This window comes from Variovorax gossypii (genome assembly GCF_003965815.1).
Taxonomy (GTDB): domain Bacteria; phylum Pseudomonadota; class Gammaproteobacteria; order Burkholderiales; family Burkholderiaceae_C; genus Variovorax; species Variovorax gossypii.
Genome location: NZ_RXOE01000005.1, coordinates 95,033 through 113,159, shown reverse-complemented (window position 1 = coordinate 113,159; position 18,127 = coordinate 95,033). Strand labels below are relative to the sequence as shown.

18 protein-coding genes are annotated in these 18,127 nt (G+C 66.9%); 11 read left to right on the top strand and 7 right to left on the bottom strand.

What is annotated here, in order from left to right; all coding sequences use genetic code 11:
* Positions 1-18: 18 nt before the first annotated feature.
* Positions 19-1,626, bottom strand: a complete 1,608-nt coding sequence (locus EJP69_RS19340; RefSeq protein WP_170217175.1) for a bifunctional 3-(3-hydroxy-phenyl)propionate/3-hydroxycinnamic acid hydroxylase — start codon at positions 1,624-1,626, stop codon at positions 19-21.
* 134 nt (positions 1,627-1,760) lie between these two features.
* Here EJP69_RS19340 and EJP69_RS19335 point away from each other — a divergent pair, with 134 nt between their 5' ends.
* Both EJP69_RS19335 and EJP69_RS19330 read left to right on the top strand, forming a co-directional pair.
* Positions 1,761-2,870 carry an alcohol dehydrogenase catalytic domain-containing protein gene (locus tag EJP69_RS19335; protein WP_126472129.1) on the top strand — a complete coding sequence of 370 codons (1,110 nt, stop codon included), beginning with the start codon at positions 1,761-1,763 and terminating at the stop codon, positions 2,868-2,870.
* Between the two features lie 9 nt (positions 2,871-2,879).
* Complete coding sequence (locus tag EJP69_RS19330; RefSeq protein ID WP_126472128.1) at positions 2,880-3,422, top strand: cupin domain-containing protein; 543 nt, start codon at positions 2,880-2,882, stop codon at positions 3,420-3,422.
* Positions 3,423-3,458: 36 nt separating this feature from the next.
* Here EJP69_RS19330 and EJP69_RS19325 read toward each other — a convergent pair whose 3' ends face one another.
* Entirely contained in the window at positions 3,459-4,046 is a 588-nt protein-coding gene (locus tag EJP69_RS19325; protein ID WP_126472127.1) for an NADPH-dependent FMN reductase, read from the bottom strand.
* 34 nt (positions 4,047-4,080) lie between these two features.
* Between EJP69_RS19325 and EJP69_RS19320 the strand changes: the two genes are divergently transcribed.
* Entirely contained in the window at positions 4,081-4,806 is a 726-nt protein-coding gene (locus EJP69_RS19320) for a GntR family transcriptional regulator (RefSeq protein ID WP_126472323.1), read from the top strand.
* Positions 4,807-4,868: 62 nt separating this feature from the next.
* Here EJP69_RS19320 and EJP69_RS19315 read toward each other — a convergent pair whose 3' ends face one another.
* Positions 4,869-5,903: an alpha/beta hydrolase gene (locus EJP69_RS19315; protein WP_126472126.1), complete on the bottom strand. Its 1,035-nt coding sequence runs from the start codon at positions 5,901-5,903 to the stop codon at positions 4,869-4,871.
* Positions 5,904-6,155: 252 nt separating this feature from the next.
* On the opposite strand from EJP69_RS19315, the gene EJP69_RS19310 reads away from it, so the two are divergent.
* The 6 genes from EJP69_RS19310 (at position 6,156) to EJP69_RS19285 (ending at position 11,278) form a co-directional block, all read left to right on the top strand.
* Positions 6,156-7,016, top strand: coding sequence for a fumarylacetoacetate hydrolase family protein (locus EJP69_RS19310; RefSeq protein WP_126472125.1), 861 nt, complete (start codon positions 6,156-6,158; stop codon positions 7,014-7,016).
* An 85-nt stretch (positions 7,017-7,101) separates the two neighbouring features.
* Positions 7,102-8,073 carry a tripartite tricarboxylate transporter substrate binding protein gene (locus tag EJP69_RS19305; RefSeq protein ID WP_126472124.1) on the top strand — a complete coding sequence of 324 codons (972 nt, stop codon included), beginning with the start codon at positions 7,102-7,104 and terminating at the stop codon, positions 8,071-8,073.
* A gap of 44 nt (positions 8,074-8,117) precedes the next feature.
* Entirely contained in the window at positions 8,118-8,696 is a 579-nt protein-coding gene (locus tag EJP69_RS19300; protein WP_093209424.1) for an amino acid synthesis family protein, read from the top strand.
* Positions 8,697-8,698: 2 nt separating this feature from the next.
* Positions 8,699-9,703 (top strand): zinc-dependent alcohol dehydrogenase family protein, encoded by a 1,005-nt coding sequence (locus EJP69_RS19295; protein ID WP_126472123.1) that lies wholly within the window; start codon positions 8,699-8,701, stop codon positions 9,701-9,703.
* A 38-nt stretch (positions 9,704-9,741) separates the two neighbouring features.
* Positions 9,742-10,302: a VOC family protein gene (locus tag EJP69_RS19290; protein WP_126472122.1), complete on the top strand. Its 561-nt coding sequence runs from the start codon at positions 9,742-9,744 to the stop codon at positions 10,300-10,302.
* A gap of 499 nt (positions 10,303-10,801) precedes the next feature.
* Entirely contained in the window at positions 10,802-11,278 is a 477-nt protein-coding gene (locus EJP69_RS19285; RefSeq protein ID WP_240652212.1) for a phage integrase family protein, read from the top strand.
* Between the two features lie 71 nt (positions 11,279-11,349).
* Here EJP69_RS19285 and EJP69_RS19280 read toward each other — a convergent pair whose 3' ends face one another.
* From EJP69_RS19280 to EJP69_RS19270, 4 genes are all read right to left on the bottom strand, one after another.
* Complete coding sequence (locus EJP69_RS19280; RefSeq protein ID WP_206169355.1) at positions 11,350-11,946, bottom strand: response regulator; 597 nt, start codon at positions 11,944-11,946, stop codon at positions 11,350-11,352.
* Positions 11,947-12,167: 221 nt separating this feature from the next.
* The gene (locus tag EJP69_RS29900; protein ID WP_240652211.1) at positions 12,168-12,536 is read right to left on the bottom strand and encodes a helix-turn-helix domain-containing protein; all 369 of its coding nucleotides are present in this window, start codon (positions 12,534-12,536) and stop codon (positions 12,168-12,170) included.
* The gene (locus EJP69_RS29895) at positions 12,509-12,970 is read right to left on the bottom strand and encodes a hypothetical protein (RefSeq protein WP_240652210.1); all 462 of its coding nucleotides are present in this window, start codon (positions 12,968-12,970) and stop codon (positions 12,509-12,511) included. Before EJP69_RS29895 ends, EJP69_RS29900 begins: the two co-directional genes overlap by 28 nt.
* A gap of 187 nt (positions 12,971-13,157) precedes the next feature.
* Positions 13,158-13,658 (bottom strand): hypothetical protein, encoded by a 501-nt coding sequence (locus EJP69_RS19270; protein ID WP_103893629.1) that lies wholly within the window; start codon positions 13,656-13,658, stop codon positions 13,158-13,160.
* A 404-nt stretch (positions 13,659-14,062) separates the two neighbouring features.
* Between EJP69_RS19270 and EJP69_RS19265 the strand changes: the two genes are divergently transcribed.
* Together EJP69_RS19265 and EJP69_RS19260 are read left to right on the top strand one after the other, a co-directional pair.
* Positions 14,063-17,233 (top strand): autotransporter outer membrane beta-barrel domain-containing protein, encoded by a 3,171-nt coding sequence (locus tag EJP69_RS19265; RefSeq protein ID WP_170217200.1) that lies wholly within the window; start codon positions 14,063-14,065, stop codon positions 17,231-17,233.
* Positions 17,234-17,271: 38 nt separating this feature from the next.
* Positions 17,272-17,868: an OmpA family protein gene (locus EJP69_RS19260; RefSeq protein ID WP_170217173.1), complete on the top strand. Its 597-nt coding sequence runs from the start codon at positions 17,272-17,274 to the stop codon at positions 17,866-17,868.
* Positions 17,869-18,127 lie beyond the last annotated feature (259 nt).

The window sequence follows — 18,127 nt, the reverse complement described above, 5'->3', positions numbered from 1 at the left end:
GGCAAGAAGAGAGAAAGATCAATCGCACGCGACACCCAGTCGCATGCAGGCGCGCTGAAGCAGGGCCTGGATCCCATCGGTGTCCTTCGCCACACCGTAGACGGCATGATCGGGCCGCACCAGCGCGGCGCGGCAGCCGTGCTGCTCGAACCATCGCGCGAGCAGGCCATCGGCTTCCGAGAGCGAAAGAACGCCGGGCGGCGAGGCTGCATCGGCCATGCAGACGATCCGCGCTCGCAGTGCCGCCAGCGCACCTTGCCACTGTGCCAACTGGGCGGCGGCGGGCGCGTCGCGCATCACGAGCAGGAAGCCCGGCGGCACGAGTTCGTCCATCATCTGCGCGTCGCCCGCCGCGCCAGCGCCGGCCACGCGCACGATGGGCTGTGGAAATGGCGTGCCTTCGGGCGCTTGTCCGCTGTCGATCAGGCCGTGGCGGATGCCTGGCAGCAGGTTCTGGCGCAGCTGCACCTTCACCTGGTTGCCCTGTTGCGCGCGCAGTTCGCGATCGCGTTGTGCGGCGCGCACCGGGTCCCGCTCGCAGATGATCTGCCCCAGGCGCTTGACGGTGGCCGTGACTTCCTCGACCTGAGGGCCGCGCTCGGTGCCGTAGCTGTCCAGCAGGCCGTCGCTCGCGCGGCCATCCAGCACGGCGTCGAGCTTCCAGGCGAGGTTGAGTGCGTCGCGCAGCCCCTGGCACATGCCCTGGGCCAGGAAAGGAGGCATCTGGTGCGCGCTGTCGCCGGCGAGCAGCACCGATCCCTTTCGCCATTGCTCCAGCACCACCGCGTGAAAGCGGTAGGTGGCCGCACGCCAGATCCGCGCCTCGGTGGGAGCGAGCCAGGGCGCCAGTAGCTTCCATATCGCGTCATGCGGCATCTCGCGCTGCTCGGCCTCGTCGGGCATCAGCAGGAACTCCCAGCGCCGGTGCGTGCCGGGGCCGACCACGTAGGTGCAGGGCCGCGAGGGATGGCAGTACTGGATGTTGGTGGCGGGCAGGTCCGCGAGCTTGGATTCGTGCACGTGCATGTCCACGACGATCCATGGCTCGTCGAAGTCGAGGCTCTTCAGGCGCAGGCCCAGCCGCTTGCGCATGAGGCTCGTGCCGCCGTCGCAGGCCACCACATAGCGGGCGCGCAGCTGCGAGACCTCGCCCTGCGGTGTGCGCACCGTCAGCACGGCGCCGTCGCAGGCTTCTGGGCTTCCCTCTTCCACATCCGTCACCTCGTGGCCCAGGTGGACCTGCACCGACGGCAGCGCGGCCACTGCCTCGCGCAATGCGGCTTCGAGCGCCGGCTGGTTGAAGGTGTAGGAGGGGGCCCAGGCGAGCGGATAGGGAGAAGGTCCCATGTCGAAATGCTGGATCGGCTCGCCGTCGCAGCCCTGGTAGAGGGTGGGGCGGTACGGCGTCATGTGCGCGGCCAGTGCACCCGCGATGCCGATCTGCTGGAAGGTGCGCATCGCTTCGTGGTCGAGCGCGAACGCGCGGGGCAGCGGGTAGATCTGGTCCGACTTGTCGAAGACGGCCACACGCCGCCCGCGCTGCCCCAGCAGCGCGGCGAGCGAAGCGCCCACGGGGCCGAAGCCGACGATGGCGACGTCAAGGGGGGCGTTGAGGGAAGGAGGCATGTCGTTCATTGTGCAGAATATATAAATTATGCATAAAACATTCGAACATGCATTCAGGGTTCGTACCGATGCGGGGTCGAGTGTGAGGAAGAAAATGCATAAAACTGCACTTATGCATTTTTAAAGGAGACAAGATGTCGATGATGAAAGCCGCGCGCCTGCACAAGGTGGGCGCCCCCATGGAGATCGAGCAACTGCCGATCCCGCAACCTGCCGCCAACGACGTGCAGATCCGCGTCAGGGCCTGCGGCATCGTGCCCAACCTCGGCAACATCCTGGCCAACTGGACCACTTGGTTCCCCGAGTTGCCGCTGCCGCCGCTGCCCGCGGTGTTCGGGCTGGACCCCGCGGGCGAGGTCACCGCCGTGGGCTCGCACGTGCACGCCTGGAAGCCCGGTGACCGCGTGTACGTCAACCCCAGCCTGTACTGCGGCGGCTGCAGGGCCTGCCGCAGCGGCGACCTGATCAACTGCACGCACTATGCCTTCAGCGGCTACTTCGGCTTCTCCGAGAACTCGCTCAAGCTCTACAAGAACTACCCCAACGGCGGGTTGGCCGAATACATGATCGCGCCGCAGTACGCGCTGGTGAAGCTGCCCGACAACGTCAGCTTCAACCAGGCGGCGCGCTTCGGCTACTTGGGCACGATGTACTCGGCCATGCGCAAGGCGGGCATCGGGCCCGGCAAGAGCATGCTCGTCAACGGCATCAGCGGCACGCTGGGCATCGGTGGCGCGCTGTTCGGCCTGGCCATGGGCGCCACGCGCATCCTCGGCACCGGCCGCAACCCCGAGCTGCTCGCGCGCGTGAAGGCGCTGGCGCCCGATCGCATCGAGGTGTTCTCCAATGCCAGCGGCGAAACCATCGACGCCTGGGCCAAGGCACGCACGGGCGGCCTGGGCGTGGACACCTTCATCGATGCGCTGGGCCCGGGCGCGCCGCACGAGACGATGCAGCAGGGCATCCGCTCGCTCAAGCGCGGTGGCCGCGCCTTCAACATCGGCGCCATCGCGGGCATGGTCGGGCTGGACCTGCACACCATGATGGACGATCAGCAGAGCATCGAGGGCTCGGCCTGGTTCACCGCCGGGGAGGGCCAGGACATCGCGGACATGGCCGAGGCCGGGACGCTGGACCTTTCGGTGTTCGAGCACGTGTGCCATCCGCTGGAGCGCGTGAACGAGGCCATCTCGGGCATCGCGAGCCGCAACGGTGGTTTCAGCAACTTCGTCATCAACCCCTGAGAGGTGCCCATGCAAGTCAGAAGAGTGGTGGCAGGGATCGGGGCCGATGGCCGCTCCCGGCTGTTCGAGGATGCGACCGCGCCGCGTGCCGTCGAGTTCGAGAGCTCGCCCGGCTTCGCGGCGGCGCTTCTGTGGGCCACGGGCCCCGCGGGACAGATCGAGCGCGGTGCGCCGCGCGACCGCACGGCCACGGCCGCGTTCGTTCCGGGGCAGGGGGGGACGTTGCTCATGTTCGTGACCTTCCCGCCGGACAGCACGATGATGCGCGCCGACTGCGACGGTGCGGCGTTCGGCGAGGAGTTCGCGCAGAAGATCCCCGGACTGGCCGAGACCTTCGAGGCCGACCATCCGGGCATGCACACCACCGACAGCATCGACTACGACGTGGTGCTCGACGGAGAGATCACGCTGGAGCTGGACGATGGCGCGAAGGTCCTGCTGCGCCGGCACGACGTGGCGGTGCAGCACGGCAATCGCCATGCGTGGCGCAACCTGAGCGACAAGCCCGCCACGATGCTGTTCGTGCTCATGGGCACGAAGCGCGCGGGCTGAGCCGCGGACGGCGGCATGGCCTGCTGCCTTGGCGCCTCAGGCGCGCTGCCGGTGCGCGCCGGCCAGCATCGCGATTTCGTCGAGCAGCTCTTCGAGCGCCACGCGGATGAAGTCGAGCGTCGGCGCGTCGACCAGCCGACCGTCCTGGATGCGCGAGGCCACGTTCGCGATCGCCACGTGCTGACGCACGAGCGGACGTGCGAGCGTGGCGGCCAGCGCGTCGCGGATCTGCGCCTGCGCCCGTACGCCGCCCGCGGTGCCGGGCGACGCGGTCATGATGAGCGCGGGCTTGCCCTTCAGCGGAGAGGCGAAGCCCGGCCGCGAGGCCCAGTCGATGGCGTTCTTCAGCACGCCCGGCATGCCGTAGTTGTATTCGGGCGAGCACAGCACGAGGCCGTCGGCGGCCGCGATGGCGTTCTTGAGCCGTGCGACAGGCTCGGGCGGCGCATCGCCGTCGAGGTCGGCGTTGTAGGGCGGAATGTCGTCCAGTGGAAGGATCTGCAGGATCACGCCGGCTGGCAGCAGCGGCTGCAGGCTGCGCAGCACGGCCGTGCAGTTCGAGGCCCGGCGAATGCTGCCAGAGATGGCGACGAGCTGCACGGTGGGTTGGTCATCGTTGTTCAAGGTGTTCGGCTCCGATTTTTGGGCGGAGGAGTTTATGCATAAAATCGAAACCATGTACAAAAAAGATCCGACCCCGGAGCGGACGGTTCCGCTCGTCGAACAGGCCTTCACGAGGCTGCGCCAGGATGTGCTGTCGGGCACCTACGGCGCGGGCATGAAGCTCAAGCTCGACGAGCTCCAGACCGCCTACGGCTTTTCCAGCAGCCCGTTGAGGGAGGCGCTGAGCCGGCTGGCGCAGGAAGGGCTGATCCGTTCCGACGAGCGCCGCGGCTTCCGGGTTGCGGACATCTCCGCGGAGGATCTCGCGGACATCAGCCGCATGCGCGTCATGCTCGATGTGCCTGCGCTTCGCGAATCCATCGCGAACGGCGACGACGCATGGGAGGCGCTGGTGGTCGGCGCCTACCACCGCCTCGAGAAGATCGAGAGCCGCATCGGCGACGGGCCCGTCGTGCTCGATGACGACTGGACCCAGGTCCACTCCGCGTTCCATGCGGCGCTGCTGGCGGCCTGCCCGTCGGAGCGCATGCGCAACTGGAGCGCGAGCCTCTTCGACCAAGCCGAGCGCTACCGCCGCTATTCCGCGCGCTTTCGCAAGACGGCGCGTCGCAAGTCGAACGAACACCGCAAGATCATGGATGCCACCCTGCGCCGCGACGCGCAGACGGCCTGCGCGTTGCTCGAGGAACACATCCTGAGCACGCAGCGCAACGTCATGGCGGTGCTCGGTTCGGCCGCCGAGAAGGCCGGCAGGAGCTAGCGGCCGCAACAGCCACAACAGCGGCGGCGTCCGCTTTCGGGCGCGCGCCGATCGCGGACGCCTCAGTTCCTCAAGCCCTGCCTGGCCAGCCACTGATCGATCAGCGCGGCGATCTGGTCGGAGTTGCGATCCATCATGAGCATGTGGGAGTTGCCGCTGATGCCGATCTCCGGCAGCACGATGCGCTCACCCTTGCCGCCGGCGCGCACGAGGCTGTTGCGGAACTTCTCCTGCTGCGCCGCGATGCGCTCCCAGAACGCGAACTTGCCCAGGTTGTCGCCCCAGACCCAGAGCATGGGCACGCCCTTGACGCGCGAGAAGTCATAGGTGTCGGGGTTGGGGGAGCCCGAGGTCTCGACCGCCACCAGCGCCTTGACCTTCTGCGGGTACTTCAGCGCGGAATTGAATGCGAAGTTGCCGCCCTGGCTATGCACGACGATGACGCAGGGGCAGACCTTGTCCACGTAGGCGTCGTAGGCGGCCTGCGTGGCTGCGTCGTTGGTCCCCCAGCGCGGGATCGCCTGCGTGGCGAACTGGTCGAAGGCCGCCACCGGGAACTGCGTGCCCGGCAGGGCGCGGCGCCTGGCGGGATCGGTGGCGTAGGAGTCGGTGTCGCCGATGCGGAAGAGTTCCCAGGCCTCCTTCTTCGGGCGGAAGAAGGGCTCGCTCTTGAAGATCTCCGGGTAGCGGGCCCACGACGCGCGGCCGCGCTCGACCGCGTCGCTCACGTAGACGTCGTAGCCCGCGCGCAGGAAGAAGTTCTCCCAGCCGGGCTGCCCGTCGGGCTTGGTCTCGAAGGTGGTGCCCGCCAGCCCGCCGCCATGCCACAGCAGCAGCGGGAACTTCGCCTTGGGGTTGGAAAGCCGCGTGTAGCGCGCGTACAGCGCCTCGACCTCGAAGTCGCCGTTCGGGTCGAGCTTCAGTGGCGGCGCGCCGGGCGTGAACACGAGTTCCTTCGCGGGCAGGCCCGACAGCGTGACCGTCCGGCCACCGACATGAAAGCTGCCCATCTCGGCCACCTGCAGTGAGGGGGCTGCGCAGCCGACGAGCGTCGCGACCGTCAGGGCCGCCGCGGCGCGCAAGAGGTTTCTCGCCATGGTGTTGTCTCCGTTGTCCTTGTTGTTCCGGTTGCGCAGTGTAGGAAGCCGGGCCTGCGCGACGCATCGCGATTGGCGATGGGGGTGTTCTTCTGCGGCCATCGCACCGGGCGCGCAGGATTCCCCGTGGAAACCACTATGCATTTATATTGTTTTATGCACAAAAATATCTTCATGCATTAAGCTGTGAATCGCAACGAGGCTCGCGCAGGGCCGCCGTGCAACGAAACGTCCAACCGAAAGAAGCAACGCATGAAACTGATGTCCTATTCCCTCGCGGGCCGTGAAACCTGGGGCGCCGTCGTCGATGGCGGTGTGGCCGAGCTGGCCGGGCGCACCGGCCACGCCACGCTGGCCGACTTCATCGCCAGCGCGGACTTCGCGCGCCGTGACGCACTGGTCGCCGGACTCGCCGCCGATGTGCCGCTGTCCGACGTGCGTTACCTGCCCGTCATCACGAAGCCCGAGAAGATCGTCTGCGCGGTGCGCAACTACATGGACCACCACCAGGAGGTGCTGGCCGCGGGCATGCATCGCGAGCTCTCCGAGCAACCGCCGATCTTCCTGCGCGTGTGGCGCTCGCAGACACCGCACGAGGGACCGATCGTGCGCCCGCGCGTGTCCGAGTCGCTCGACTGGGAAGGTGAGCTGGCCGTGATCATCGGCAAGGAGGGGCGCGACATCCAGGAGGCCGATGCGTGGGATCACGTGGCGGGCTACAGCTGCTACAACGACGCCAGCGTGCGCGAGTGGCAGTTCCATGCCAAGCAGATCGCCTCGGGGAAGAATTTCGAAGCGACCGGCGGCTTCGGCCCCTGGATGGTCACGGCCGACGAGATCGCGCCCGGGCGCGAACTCAAGCTCGAGACGCGCCTCAACGGCGAGGTGGTGCAGTCGAGCCACACGGGCCACATGATCTTCTCCGTCCCGCGTCTCATTGCCTATGCCTCCACCATCTTCACGCTGGTGCCGGGCGACGTGATCGCCACCGGCACGCCGGCCGGCGTGGGCTGGAGCAAGAAGCCGCCGCGCTTCATGAAGCCGGGCGACGTGGTCGAAGTCGAGATCGAGGCCGTGGGGCTGCTGCGCAACCCCGTGGTGGCCCAGGACTGAGCGCACGCTCTCCTTCGAGCCAGCAGCACAGAAGCAGCATCGCGCGAGACGTCCGCACAAGGGCGCCGCACCAGGAGACAAGACCTTGAAACGAAGAACCCTTCTCGCCGCCTGTGCGGCGACGGCCGCCGCATGGCCGGCCTGCCAGGCCCTTGCGCAGGGCTATCCGGAGCGTGCAGTGAAGCTCTACCAGGGCTTCGCCCCGGGCGGCAACGCGGATGCGATCGCCAGGGCCGTGGGCGTCGAGATGGGCAAGGCGTTCGGCCAGCCGATCGTGGTCGAGGCCCAGCCGGGCGCGGGCGGCACCATCGCGGCGGCCACCGTGGCGCGCGCCAAACCCGACGGCTACACGCTGCTGCTGGCCACCGGCGGGCATGCGGTGGCAGGGGCGCTATACAACGCGCTGCCCTACAAGACCGTGGCCGACTTCGAGGCCGTGTCCACCGTCACCTACTTCCCCTTCCTGATCGTCGTCAATGCGGGCTCGAAGGCGCAGGGGCTCGCCGAGATCCTCGCTTCGGCCAAGGCCGCGCCGGGAACGGTCGCGTACGGCACGGCCGGCATCGGGTCGACGCACCACCTCGCGGGCGAACTGCTCACCAAGATGGCTGGCGTGTCGATGATGCATGTGCCCTACCGGGGCGACGCCGCGTCCGTCACCGCGCTGCTCGGCGGCGAGGTGCCCTTCATCATCGCACCGCCCACGGCGGTGCTCTCGAACATCCAGGCCGGCAAGCTGCGCGCCGTGGCAACGACGGGGCCGCAGCGCTGGCCGGGCCTGCCGAAGGTGCCGACGGTTGCTGAGCAGGGCGTGGCGGGGTATGACGTGCGCTCGTGGGCGGGCATCCTGGCACCGGCGGGCACGCCGCGCCCGATCGTCGATCGGCTCAATGCCGAGGCGCTGCACGCGCTGCAGGCCCCGTCGGTGCGCCAGCGCCTGGAAGACATGGGCGGCGAGGCGCGCGGCAGCACGCCCGAGGAAATGAAGGCCCTCGTGGCCCGGGAACTCGAGAAGTGGACCCAGGTGGTGGCCGACGCGAAGATTCCCAGGCAATGAGCGAATGAACGGACAAACGAAATGAAGAACGAAGGAATCAAGCCATGTCACTGATCGCGCTGCGCAAGAGAAGCCTCACCGTGGAGACTGTCTTCCACGAAGGCGGCCCGGCACCCGCGAAGCCGCTGCGCATCGCCGCCGCATGTGCGGTGATCCGCAATCCCTACGCCGGGCGCTACGAACCCGACCTGCTGCCTTTCATGGCGGAACTGCGAAGCCTCGGCACCTCGTTGGCCGAGGAACTCGTGGCCACGCTGGGCAAGGACAAGGTCGAGGCGTACAGCAAGGCGGCCATCGTCGGCGTCAACGGGGAGCTGGAGCACGGCGCGGTCTGGCACGAGGCCGGCGGCTGGGCCATGCGCCAGGTGCTGGGCGATCCCAAGGCCATCGTGCCCGCGGCCAAGGTCGTCGCGGCCACCGGCTATCGCCTCATGGTGCCGCTGCACTACATCCATGCCGCCTACGTGCGCAGCCACTTCAATACATTCGAGGTAGGTATCCAGGACGCGCCGCGGCCCGACGAGATTCTCTTCGCGCTGGTGATGGCCGACGGCGGACGCGTCCACGCGCGCCTGGGCGGCCTGGCCAAGGAGCAGGTCTCGGTGCACGACGGGCAGCGTTGAGCATGACGAAGCACACCATGCGCGCCGTGCAGTTGTCCGAAACGGGTGGTCCCGAGGTTCTGCGGCTGGTCGAACTGCCACTGCCCGAGCCGGGCCCGGGCCAGGTGCGCGTGCGGGCCGCCGCGATCGGCGCGGGCGGGCCGGACGTGCTCATCCGCAACGGCACCTACAAGTGGATGCCGCCGCTGCCGGCGATCCCGGGCAACGAGATGGCGGGGACGGTCGATGCGGTCGGGGCCGGCGTCACCCGGCTCGCCGCGGGCGATCGCGTGCTCGTGAGCGCGCGCGAGCTCGCGCAGCGCGGCGGCTGCTATGCCGAGCACATCTGCGTGGGCGAATCGGTGCCCTTCGCGCTGCCCGCCACGCTGGCCTTCGAAGACGCCGTGAGCCTGGGCAACTTCCAGCTCGCCTTGGCCCTGCTGGCGAGCAACGGCAATCTGCCGGCACGGACCATCCTCGTGCCGGGCGCCGCGGGCGGCGTCGCGACCGCGCTGGCGCAGGTCGCGCGTGCACGCGGGCTGCGCGTGATCGGCACGGCTTCCTCCGAGCAAAAGCGCGCCTTCGCGCTGGACAACGGCGTGAGCGAGGTCATCGACGGCGACCCGGCGACGCTGCCCGCGCGCGTGATGACGCTGACCGACGGACGCGGCGCCGACCTCGCGTTCGACCACGTCGGCGGGGCGCTCTTCATCGCCTGCCTGCGATCGCTCGCGCCCTTCGGCATGGCAGTGTCCTACAACATCCTCTCGGGCCCGCCCGCGAACGACGTCTTCGACGAGCTGCGCAAGCTGCTCGGCCGCAGCCTGGCGATCCGCACTTTCTCGATCCACACCGTCGACAGCGACATCGTGCAGCGCCGCGGGCTGATGGAGGACGCCATCGCGCTGATGGCGGCAGGGAAGGTGCGCGCACCGCGCGCTACCCGCATGCCGCTGGCCGAGGCGCGGCGCGCGCACGAGCTGCTGGACCGCGGCGGCTCGCTCGGCAAGCTCGTGCTGATCCCGTGAATCCACCCGCATCCCATCGAACCCAGACCGAGGCCATCGTGAACGTTCCCTACATTCCCAACCTGTCGCACTGCGGCATCTTCTGCCGCGACCTGGTGGTGATGAAGCGCTTCTACACGGGCGTGTTCGACATGCAGGAAACCGACCGGGGCATCGGCGGTACCTTCCGCTACGAGCTCGTGTTCCTGAGCGGACGCGATGACCAGCACCACCAGCTGGTGCTGGCCGGTGGTCGTGCTGCGGACGCGCCCAGCACTGTGATGCAGCTCTCGTTCAAGGTGAAGACCATCGACCACCTGCGCGAAGCGCGACGGCGCGCGCTGTCGCTGGGCGCGACGAAGATGCGTGGCCTGAACCACGGCAACGCGCTGTCCATCTACTGCATGGACCCGGAAGACAACACGGTGGAGGTCTACCTCGACACGCCTTGGTACGTGAGCCAGCCGCACGGCGATCCGCTGGATCTCGACGAGGCGGACGAGGCGATCTGGGCCCAGACCGAGCGCGTGGTGCGCTCGGACCCCAGCTTCATGCCCGCCGAGGAATGGGCGGCCCGCTTCGCCCGGCGCAGCGAGGCGTTGCGCGCTGCGAGCAATTGAATGCGGCGAGCACTCTGGAATCCTGTCCGCCTCGGTGGAGGCACACTGCGCGGCGCCCACCATTGAGTGGCAACGGCCGAAGCGGTGCGGCTCGGTCTTCGCGACCCCACGTCCCCTTGTCCCTGAAGCCCAGGGATGCCGCACTGCGCGTCGATGCGTGCTGCCGCGACTCGGCCAGGCATGACCGCCAGCACCTCATCGGCGTTCGGCAGGTCCGCCAGCGGCTGCAATGGGACGCAGCCCACCCCAACCCCTCTGTCTGGTAAATACTGATCGGCACTCAGACACATGTCCGAATATTGGACATGCAGTTTGTCTGAATGGCGTGCATCGGCTGCCCGGTGCATGAGAAACACCTTGGGGATCAACGCGCAGATGCCTGGCATGTCCCGTGCAGGGATTACTCGATCTGATCCACGGTACGCGCGGATCGTCGGGGTAGGCGCATTCGTGCGTGCTCCGCTCCGTTCGCGCACGAGAACCCTGACACAGGAGACACATGACAAGCATCCCGCGACTTGCCGCGCAGGATGAGGGGGCGGCTGCGGGCTGGCTCCATCACCCTCCGAGCGCTCGGAAAACCAGAACGTCCCGCATACGGGCGGTCGACATCGAGGCCGGCGGGCTGGGAGGGCCACACGCCGTCGCGCCGGCGTATCCCGCGCAGAACGTTCGATCGCGCGCGGAGGCGCCGCAGGCACACGACAGCGTGGCGGTCTGGTTCGCTCCCTTGTTGTCCGAAAGGCTTGCGCAGGCGGGCTTCGGCACGCTGGAGCAACTGGCGCAGCGCATCAACGACACGGGCACCACCTGGTGGTATCCGGTGCGCGGCATCGGTGTGCGGCGCGCCGAGCGCGTCGTTCAATGGCTGCATGAACAACAGGAGAGCACAGGCATCCGCATGAACCCACGAAACCTGCAAGCCCGCGGACACGGCCCATGCAGCAAGGCGGCATCGGAGCACGCGGCTGGATGAGACGGCCGGGGCGTGGTGCGCGCCGCGATCCTGCCTCTTTGAGGCCCGTCCGCGTCGCCGGGCAGGGGGCTTCAGTCCGGAAGGTCGTGGCGCGTTCCCTCTGCGGTTGCCCGAGGCCTGAGCTCGAGTTTCCGGCAGGCGCTGAAGTCGTCCTGCGCCTGGAGGTCGGCGCTCGACTGCGCAAATGTCTCGGCGAGCATGGCCAGCAGATGTCCAGCCACTCGCGGGTCCAGCGCAATGCCGGTTGCAAGCGAGCGCAGGGTGTGCGCGATCTCGGCATCATCCGCGTCCCTCACCAGATAGCCTGTCGCGCCTGAGGCGAAGGCCGATATCACCAGTCCCCTCTCGTCCGTATCCGACATTGCGATGACCTGCGTACGCGGCAGCTTCGCGCGGATGTCGGCGATCAACGCCGCTGCGTCGCCGATCGGATAGAGCTGCATGTCGACGAACACAAGATCGAAGGGCAGTGCGGCCAGCATCGCGTTGGCCTCCTCGCACGTGGGTGCGAGCACCACGCGGCGCCCCGGGGCGAGCAGGCCCAGGATGCGCTTCATGCGGTGCGCGACGGCCGGATTGCTTTCCACGGCAAGGGCGCCAAAAAACAGCTTGGGTTCGCGATACATCCTTGAGGCAGTGTAGGTGGGCATGGGATCGAACACGGGCATGCTTTCTTCGAAAGTGGAAGGCCGTTGGCCGCTTGGCCGCTTGGCCGCTTGGCTGCTTGGCTGCTTGGCTGCTTGGCTGATGGTGCCCCAAGGTTGCCGCGACGACATTGCCCGAAGATTTCGCGACTTTGCGGTTTGTTGCGCAGGCGGTGCGGGGCAGAACATGGCATCCCACATCGTGTGGACCGCGTTCTTTCATTCCCCTCCAACTGGGCTCGAACTCACCGGTCCGATGCCATCAATGACTTTATAAGATGGGCGATCGAAAAAGTGGTGGCGCTCTTACTGCCATCAGCAATCGATGGCGAAAGACGTCTTGCCGTGTAGCGATCACGGCCCCAGGCCAAGGTCTTGCGAAAGAGCGGTGAGCTCTTGAAGTTTTCTTCCGATCGCTTCATCTGCTCAGCCATATTGCGCCTCAATTCCTGAAACTCGATTCGCCGATGAGCGCCAACAAGCCTGCAGGCAAGGTTGCCAGCTTCGATCTCTTTCACGACGAAAGGGCGAGAGACGTTCAGGAAGTTCGCCGCATCTTGGGTCGTGAGTTCATGCTTCTGAGGCATCAGTAACATGGGCTCGCGCTTCGCCATTTGCCGGAGCACTTCAGCAAAGAATCGCAGCGCTCTCGGAGGGAGTTCCAAGACAGGCGCATTCTTCCCGGTTCGCTCTCTGCGGAATCAAGGATGACTTTGATGTGTTCAGCTTTTGAGCGATCCAGGGCCGCCACCAGACATTGATGAGCCGCCGCAGCCATCTCCGCTTCAGCTGCGCTGGCTGGATCCAGCACGTCGTGCTCTTTCATTTTCGTTCCCCGTGAGTTTGCAGTTGCTGGGTCGTTCGGACGGGGCCTTTTGGAAGTCCCGGCCGAGATGGTGGCGCTAAACGAATTATTCGAAACACCTCTGCAGATATGGCTTCTCCCCCTAAACGCAACAATCAAGGCGTTGAGAGCTGGCACGCTCGGTGTCGTCGCCAGCGTAGATGTCGACTTGCGGAACATGCCGTCCGTCGCGGCGATGTACATCGCGTCGCGGTCCGCGTCGAAGTTCCGACGCGAAGGGCAGACCCTGCGGACGGTCGGCCGACTCTGGAGTGCTGAAGACGAAACCACCGTGCCAGCGTAGCGTCAGCGGGCTCGAGGGGCCCCCCTCATCTCGCAGCCGATAGCGAAGCGCCGGTTGTCCGCGGGGCTCCAGGCAGGCCTGCTGGGGTCAAGATGATGTGGTCGGACGATCACCTATCCCGTGTTTGCGCATCGCTTCCTCTTCGTCCCCGGTAATCCAGCCGAAGACCCTCAGGGCACCGAGCGCGTCAAGCCGCAGCAGGTAGGTATTCGTAAAACGAATCGATTTCTCGCCGCCCTCCACGGTGTACACGGCGTTCCACGCCGCATGAGCGATCGCATGGAGCGCATCGATGCTGGAGACGGTAACGCCTTCCAGTTCCATTCGCTTCATTCCAGTATCCTGGTATCGACGAAAGCCTTCGCTCGTGGCGCGCGCAAATTCCGAGTCGTTGCGTCCGATGACCACTCCGGCCGGGGCAGAGGCGATGAAGGCTTCGGCGTACAGGTCGGACAAGGCCCGCCTGTTCAGCCTTCCAGCAAGTCCCTCATTGAACTCGCGCCCATAGCGAAGGAAGAAATCGCGGAGCGCTGCCTGCCCAAGGGGCGCATATGGCGCCGAAGCGCTCGCTTGGTCGTCTTGTTCCATCGGGCCTCCTTGGTAGAACCATTCTCGGCAGAGGTCGATGGGGAGTGTGTAGGACATTGTCCGGGCCGGATCGCATGTGCGTGATCTCAGCGCAGCACTCGCCGCCGCCTCTTAGCCAAGACGCGGTCTGGTCACGAGGAACCTGGCGACTGGGCATTGTTCACAATTTGAAAAGAAGAAATACCTCGAATGTCGGGTGCCAGACATTCGAGGCAAATCAGTCTCTCCTCCCCCTCCTTCGCACGGATAGATTCCGCGCTACTTCGAGGCCTTGCACGGTCGCACGGCCTCGAAATCGCGACCAGCTTGGTGTTCTCGATGGCGGCGAGCTTCTGCATTCGAGCCATCCACCCAACACGGCTGCGCATTCGGCGACCGATCTATATGGAGTACGAGGGAACAAGATGAACAGGACATTTCGGAGTGTCTACAACGAAGCGCTCGGCGCTTGGGTTGCGGCGAGCGAGGTCAGCGCCGCGCGCGGCAAGAGATCTTCAGGCGCGGTGCTCGGCGCGGCCTTCCTGGCCGCAGCGGCGTTCGGTGGCGCATCACCCGCCTGGGCGGCCAGCGAGTGCGGCACCATCGCAGCGGGCGGCACCGTCACCTGCAACGGCGACGGTTCGCCCGCGACCGATGCCGCACCCTATGCCAGCGGCATCTTCTACTCGACGCCTGACGCGAAGCTGGTCCTGGACGGAACCGCCGGCGCCCTGACAGTCCAGCCCGCTACACCCGTGATCGCCGTGGCCAACCGCGGCGGCGCGGGCGCCGGCACGCGCGAGGTGCAGATCAACGGCGACGTGCGCATCACGACGATGGCGGGCACGGCCGGCGGCCCCACCATCGGCGCGCAGGCGTATCAGACACAAGGCGGCAATGCGTTGGTGGTGCAGAACGGAGGCACGATCAACGCCGTGGGCGAGAACGCCTTCGGCATCGCGGTGCGCACGGACGGCGGCGGCACCGCGTCCGCGATCCAGAACGGTGGCTCGATTTCGACGACAGGTACGGGAGGAAGCGGCGTGGCGCTTTTCTCCGAGACCTACAGCACGGGTGCCGCCGTCGCTACGCAGAACGGGGGCTCGATCACGACGAACGGATCGCATGCGGTCTATGCACTGGCACGCGGCAACGGCAGCGCCACGGCGACGCAGACCGGAGGATCGATCAACGCTGCGTCCTCGACCTTCACCAACGCCGGGGTCGTCGCCCAGACCTTGGGCACCGGCGATGCCCACGCGGTACAGACGGGAGGTTCGATCGTCACCAACGGTTTCGGCGGTGCGCTGGGTACCGTGGCGAGTGGCAGCGGCAACGCCACGACGGAGCAACGCGGCGGCAGCGTGACGGCGAACGGCATCAATGCCATCGCGGTTGCCGCAGTCTCCTCGGGTGCCGGCACGGCGACGGCCGTTCAGGCTGCGGGCCTCACGGCGTCGGCGACTGGCGCCAACAGCAACGGCATCGCAGCCTATGCGAGAGGAAGCGGGCGCTATGCGGTCTCGGTGGCCGGATCGGCGATCGGTGGCTCGGGAAGCACTGCTGCGGCCGTGCACACCTCGGGGGCTGGTGGCGGCACCATCGACATCGCCTCGAGCGCAATGCTCGACGGCTCCCGCTCCGGCACTGCTGTCCTGGATGAAACCGGCGCAGTCGTGGTGACGAGTTCCGGCTCCGTGACCGGGGACATCCTCACCAATGCCGGCAACGACTCGATCAGCCTGGTCGCAGGTTCGGTCAAGGGCAAGATCGACGCCGGTGCCGATGACGACCGCTTCACCTGGTCCGGCGGTACGTTGTCGGGCGGCTTCTTCGGTCAGAACGGCTCCGACACGGCCCTCGTGTCCGCAGCGGGCTACAACGGCAGCCAGATCCTCGATGGCGGCGACGATGTGTCTGCGACCGATGGCTGGGTCGACCGGTTGACCCTGCAGGGCGTCACGGCCACCGCGGGCGGCGACACCCTGCGCAACTGGGAAAGCATCACCCTGGACAACACGCGCCTGATCCTCGCCGGCACGCCTCTGACGGTGGGCGCGGGCGTGGATGGCAGCGGCAATCCCCTGGGCCTGTTCATCCGGTCCTCCAGCAGCGTGTCGCTGGGGCAGTCCGCCTTCACCGTGAACGGCGACGTGCACAACGCGGGCCTGATCAACCTGCGCAGTGCGTCCGGCGTGCCGGGCAACGTGCTGAGCATCTTCGGCAACTACGCCGGGGCGAATGGCATCGTGCAGCTGAACACGGTGCTCGGCAATGATGCGAGCGTCACCGACAAGCTGGTCGTCAATGGCAACACCGGCGGTACCACCCGCGTACTCGTGAACAACGCGGGCGGCGCCGGTGCCGCCACGATCAACGGCATCCAGGTGGTCAAGGTCACCGGTACCTCATCGGAGGGCAACTTCACCCTGGCCGCCCCGGTGCAGGCCGGCGCGTTCGAGTACGGGCTGCACCGCGGCGGTCGCACCGACGGCGACGCCAACAGCTTCTATCTGAGCAGCGTGTACAACCCCGCACCCATCCCCGGGGTGATTCCGGGAGCTGCACCTGTACCGGCCCCGGTGCCGGCGCCCGAGGTGTTCCGTCCCGCGGCGTCGGGTTACGTGATGGGGCAGCTGGCCACGGCCGAGCTGGGCCTGGGCCTGCTGGGGAGTCTGCACAAGCGGGTGGGCGAGCAGCAGACGCTCAAGTGGGACTACTGCGGCTGTGACGCCAAGGCGCCGGAGGACCAGGTCTGGATGCGCCTGCACGCACAGCGCCTGGACGTGGATGGCAAGCGCCAGTTCGGGTTCGAACAGGAGATGCAGTACTTCCAGCTCGGCAAGGATCTGGCGATCCGCTACAGCGGCGACGCCGGTGACAAGTCACGCAGCCACACGGGCATCAGCGTGGGCTACGGGCGCACCAACGTCAACTTCAATGATCGCCGCCGCGGGGATGCGGGCATGGGCTACGACACCGGCAAGATGAAGGGCGAGATGCTGACTCTGGGCGCGTACCACACGCGCTATGCCGACAACGGCAGCTACCTCGACCTGGTGGGCCAGCTGCATTCGGTGCGCAATGACTACACCGACAGGTACGGCGGCGAGGGCAAACAGAAGGGCGCCGGCCTGGGGCTGAGCGTCGAGGTGGGGCGCCCCTGGCAGATCGGAGAAAGCCAGTGGCTGATCGAGCCGCAGGCGCAATTGACCTACCAGGTCACGCGCTACCGCGGCTTCGTAGACAACGTGTCCCCGGTGGGCGGCTTCACTAGCGAGAGCCTGCGCGGGCGCGTGGGAGCGCGCCTGAGCTGGAACGACAAGGCCGAGCGCAGCGACCAGCTCACGCGCACCAACACGTTCTACTTCACTGCCAATCTGCTGCACGAGTTCAAGGATCCAGAAGCCGTGACCATCGGCAGCACCGCGGTGAGTGAATGGGGCAAGCAGACCTGGGCAGAGGTAGGTGTCGGGGCACAGCTGCCGCTGAGCAGGACGACCTACCTCTATGGCGGATTGCAGTATCAGCGCTCGCTCAGCGGCGCTCACCGCGAAGGCGTCTCGGGGCAGCTCGGTGTGCGGGTGGCATGGTGAGCGTGGCGCAACTCTCGACAACGACAAGGAAACAACCCATGCACACGAAGAACACTCCGAAGAAGAACGCGCCGAGCTTGCTCGCTCTCGGCACTGCGGCCGTTGCCGCGCTCGTGCTCGCGGGCTGCAGCAGCCTGCACGACGAGCGCTACAACTGGTGCCAGGGACAGAACTGCGCACTCACACCCGTCATGACGCCGGCTGCCGCACCAGCGCCGGTGCCGGCGGCGCCGACGATCCAGCGCGTGACCCTCAGTGCGGATGCTCTTTTTGCCTTCGATCGTTCGAGCGCGGCCGACATGCTGCCGAAGGGGCGCAGTGAACTCGACGCGCTGGCTCGCGCGCTGCAAGGCCAGCAGATGCAGGTGCAAAGCCTGACGATCACGGGGCACACCGACCGACTCGGCGCAGAGGCCTACAACGAAGAGCTGGCGCTGCGACGTGCCAACACCGTGCGCGACTACCTCAAGGGGGCGGGCGTGAATGTGCCCATGGACGTGCGATCGATGGGGGAGCGCGAGCCTGTGACGCGCGATTGTTTAGGCACGCAGCGCACGCCACGCTTGATTGCCTGCCTGCAGCCGGACCGCCGTGTCGTGGTGGACATCCTGGCTCAGACGAAGAAGAACCAGTGAGAAGCGAGAGCGCTGCCGCCCGAGGGAACCCGGGCGGTAGCGCTCCGCTGAAGATTTCCGAAGCACAAGCGAATTCCTGGTTGTGCTGTTGCCGCAAGAACCCGGACTTCTTCGGTGCGAGCCTGAGCTTCGCGAACCCTCCGTCAGCGGGAGTCTGGTGCGCAGGAACTCCGGGATTTCGCTGCTGGAGAACATGAGCGGAAATGCCTGCAACTCCTTTTGCTGCAGATAGTAAGAAATAGGAAGTAGAGAAGTCTCG